The sequence below is a fragment of the Acidithiobacillus sp. TH-A35 genome (assembly GCF_057473505.1).
Genome location: NZ_JBYCKR010000247.1, coordinates 1 through 3,630 on the forward strand (window position 1 = coordinate 1; position 3,630 = coordinate 3,630).

General features: G+C 58.6%; 6 protein-coding genes. All 6 read left to right on the forward strand.

Annotated elements, in window-relative coordinates; translation table 11 throughout:
* Window positions 1-270, forward strand: a 270-nt coding sequence (locus tag AC2VNK_RS08205) for a hypothetical protein (protein WP_486883429.1), incomplete at its 5' end; no start/stop codon positions are given.
* A gap of 12 nt (window positions 271-282) precedes the next feature.
* Entirely contained in the window at window positions 283-1,206 is a 924-nt protein-coding gene (locus AC2VNK_RS08210; RefSeq protein WP_291523994.1) for a branched-chain amino acid transaminase, read from the forward strand.
* 4 nt (window positions 1,207-1,210) lie between these two features.
* Window positions 1,211-1,411: a zinc-finger domain-containing protein gene (locus tag AC2VNK_RS08215; RefSeq protein ID WP_291523992.1), complete on the forward strand. Its 201-nt coding sequence runs from the start codon at window positions 1,211-1,213 to the stop codon at window positions 1,409-1,411.
* A gap of 420 nt (window positions 1,412-1,831) precedes the next feature.
* Window positions 1,832-2,593 (forward strand): alpha/beta hydrolase, encoded by a 762-nt coding sequence (locus AC2VNK_RS08220; protein ID WP_486883430.1) that lies wholly within the window; start codon window positions 1,832-1,834, stop codon window positions 2,591-2,593.
* 131 nt (window positions 2,594-2,724) lie between these two features.
* The gene (groES, locus tag AC2VNK_RS08225) at window positions 2,725-3,015 is read left to right on the forward strand and encodes a co-chaperone GroES (protein ID WP_288020136.1); all 291 of its coding nucleotides are present in this window, start codon (window positions 2,725-2,727) and stop codon (window positions 3,013-3,015) included.
* Window positions 3,016-3,063: 48 nt separating this feature from the next.
* Window positions 3,064-3,630, forward strand: a 567-nt coding sequence (locus AC2VNK_RS08230; protein ID WP_486883431.1) for a TCP-1/cpn60 chaperonin family protein, incomplete at its 3' end; no start/stop codon positions are given.

Here is a 3,630-nt window from a genome sequence, read left to right on the forward strand (position 1 = left end):
GCTTGCTCCCAGCAGCCGACTCTATGCCAGGATACCGGGACCGCCGCAGGGATAGCCGCACTGACGGGCGCGGGCATCTGGAGCGCGGAGCAGGGGGCAGTCCTCGGCCAAGCCTGGCAACGGTACCGTCAGGAAGAAAACCGGCGCTGGCTGAACTTGCAGGACAACGAAATTCGCCCCGCAGAGATCCCGGGTTGGGACGCGCTGCAAGCCGCAGCGCATGGGGTGCGGGAGATTTGGCAGGAACTCATTGGCAGTTATAGCGATTAAGGAGATGTGACGATGTCCATGGCGGAACGCGACGGTTTTATCTGGTTTGACGGCAAGATGGTTCCCTGGCGGGAGGCCACCGTGCACGGTCTCACCCACAGCCTGCACTACGGCATGGGCTGTTTTGAGGGCGAACGTGCCTACGCCACCCCACAGGGCGCCGCCATTTTCCGCCTGCCGGAACACACCAAACGCCTCTTCAACAGCGCCAAAATATTGCAGATGGACGTCCCCTTCACCCAGGACCAGATTAACGACGCCACCAAAGAAGTCATTCGCGCCAACCATCTGGAGTCGGCCTACATCCGCCCTCTCCTTTTCTACGGTGCTGAAGGCATGGGCCTCTCCGCCAAGGGGCTCAAAGTCCATGCCCTCATTGCCGCCTGGAGCTGGGGCAGCTATTTGGGCCAGGAGGCCCTGGAAAAAGGTATTCGCGTCAAGGTGAGCTCCTTCAGCCGCCACCATGTCAACGTGCACCTGTGCAAGGCCAAGGCCACGGGCAACTACATGAACTCCATGCTGGCCCAGCGCGAGGCTTCTTCCTGTGGCTATGATGAAGCTCTGCTACTGGATCGCGAAGGCTATGTGGCTGAGGGTTCCGGCGAAAATGTTTTCATGATCCGCGACGGCATTCTTTACACGCCAACCCTGACCAGCGCCCTGGAAGGCATTACCCGCGACACCATCCTGAACTTCGCCCGCGATGCCGGTATCCCTATCGTCGAAAAACAACTGACCCGGGACGAATTCTACATCGCCGACGAAGCCTTCTTTACCGGCACTGCCGCCGAAGTGACCCCTATCCGCGAAATCGACAATCGGATCATCGGCGAGGGCCGTCGTGGCCCGGTCACCGAGCTGCTGCAAAGCCGCTACTTCGACACCGTGGCCGGGCATCGTGAGGACCACCCGGAATGGTTGCATCACGTTGGCTGACCCCATGACCCGCCCCAGCAAGTGCTGTGACCAGAGCTACACCGAGGTGGAGGCCAAAGACCTCCCCCTCTGCTGCCCCACGCCCGGCATGAGCCGCTGGGACGGGCATCCCCGTGTTTTCCTCAAGATCGAAGAGAGTGGAGAGGCCCGCTGCCCGTATTGCGGAACGCTTTATGTGCTGAAGGGCGGGCCAGCAAAGAAATAGTAACCAAGGATGATGGTGCCTGGCGTCACTTCGCTCCTCACCATACTTCATTACCACTGCAGACATTTTCCGCAGGTTATCCATTCCTCATGGCAGCGGAAACTGCACCACCAGCACGCTGAGGATACGGGGTTCCAGAAAAAACCCAACGGCGCGGAACTTTCTGCGGACCTTGCTCTCTAATCCTTTGCAAGCGGCTGTGATGGTTGCGAGCGCATGTTTCTTCCTCCTTTGGTGGTTTTGGGCGGACCTCACGGTTCCGCCCTTCTTTTATCCGACCGGTCGGAATGTAACTTGCCAGCAGGCCCGCCTTTTGCTAATATTCTCGGCTGCGGTCAGTAGCTGGCTGCAGCGCATGTTTCTTTCCTCCTTTGTGGTTTTAGGGCGACTTTAGTCGCCCTTTTTTGCGCGGAGCAGACGATGTCCCCCTCAGCCGAAAGACCTTTTACTCTGGTTCACTCCAACGGCGACCGCGTTTGCGGACTCATTCACGAAGCCCATACCGACCCCGTAGGCGTCTTCCTGCCCGGCTTCGCCTCCAACATGGAAGGCTCCAAATCACAGATCCTCGCCCGCAACGCGCAGGCGCAAGGCTGGTCCTGGGTACGCTTTGATCCACGCGGCGTCGGGCGCTCCGACGGCCACTTTCAGGCCCTGACTCTGTCCCGCTATCTGGCCGATCTGCAATTGATCCTGCACATGCTAGAAGATCGCCCGGTACTGCTGGTAGGCTCCAGCCTGGGCGGCTGGCTGGGCACCATCGCCGCTACCCGCTGGCCAAAACAGATCCGCGCCCTGCTACTCATCGCCCCCGCCTACAACTTTATTCAGGAGATCTTCCGGCGCCTGCCCGCTGACGAACAACAAGCCTGGCAGGACACTAACCTGCGCTGCTGGGAAGATCCTTATGGCCTCGGTGAACTGCACATGCGGTTTGATCTGGTGGCAGACAGTTGGCGCTACGACTTGCTGCGCTTCCCGCCCTATCTGCATTGTCCCGTAGAAATTCTCCACGGCAGTGCCGATAAGGCCGTACCCCTTGCCCTCAGTTATCAGTTCGCCGCCCGTGCCCATGCGCCGGGACTGGCTATCCGCCCCTTACCGGGCGTCAATCATCGCTTGCAAGGCGCCGATGCCGTGCTCCTGCGCAGCCTGCAATCGCTTTGGACCCGTATCTCCTGACCGGACCCCGTCACACGCTGCCCCTTGACAGAACATTCTCAGCGCCTATGATTAGCACTCGATGGGTGTGACTGCTAACAGCGCCCAGGATGAAGTCATCCACTAACCTGTACAAAACGAGGAAATGCTCAATGAAATTGCGTCCTTTGCATGATCGTGTCGTCATTCGTCGTCTGGAAGAAGAACAGAAGACCGCCGGTGGGATCATCATTCCCGATACCGCTAAAGAAAAGCCTGTGCAGGGTGAAGTTGTCGCCGCTGGCCATGGCAAGATTCTGGAAGACGGCAAAATTCGCGCCCTCGACCTCAAAGTTGGCGATCGCGTGCTGTTCGCCAAATACGCCGGCACCGAGATCAAGGTGGAAGGCGAAGAACTGTTGGTGATGCGCGAAGACGACATCATGGCGGTCGTCGAAAAGTAAGCATCGCTGAATATCCCAACCAATTTCCACACATTTTGAGGAGTATTTATGCCAGCTAAACAAGTAGCCTTTGCTGAACATGCCCGCGAGAAGATGTTGCGCGGCGTTAACGTGCTCGCCGACGCCGTCAAGGTCACCTTGGGTCCCAAGGGCCGTAACGTGGTGCTCGACAAGTCTTTCGGTGCCCCCACCATTACCAAGGACGGCGTCTCCGTCGCCAAGGAAATCGAACTGGCTGACAAGTTCGAGAACATGGGCGCACAGATGGTGAAAGAAGTGGCCTCCCAGGCTTCCGACGAAGCCGGTGACGGCACTACCACCGCCACCGTTCTGGCCCAGGCCATCATCCGCGAAGGCCTCAAGGCCGTCATCGCCGGCATGAACCCCATGGACCTGAAGCGCGGCATCGACAAGTCGGTCATCGTCATCGTCGAAGAGCTGAAGAAGCAGTCCAAGCCCTGCAAAACCCAGAAGGAAGTGGCCCAGGTTGGCACCATTTCTGCCAACTCTGATGACTCCATCGGCAAAATCATTGCCGAAGCCATGGAAAAAGTGGGTAACGAAGGCGTCATCACGGTTGAAGAAGGCTCAGGCCTCGACAACGAACTGGACGTC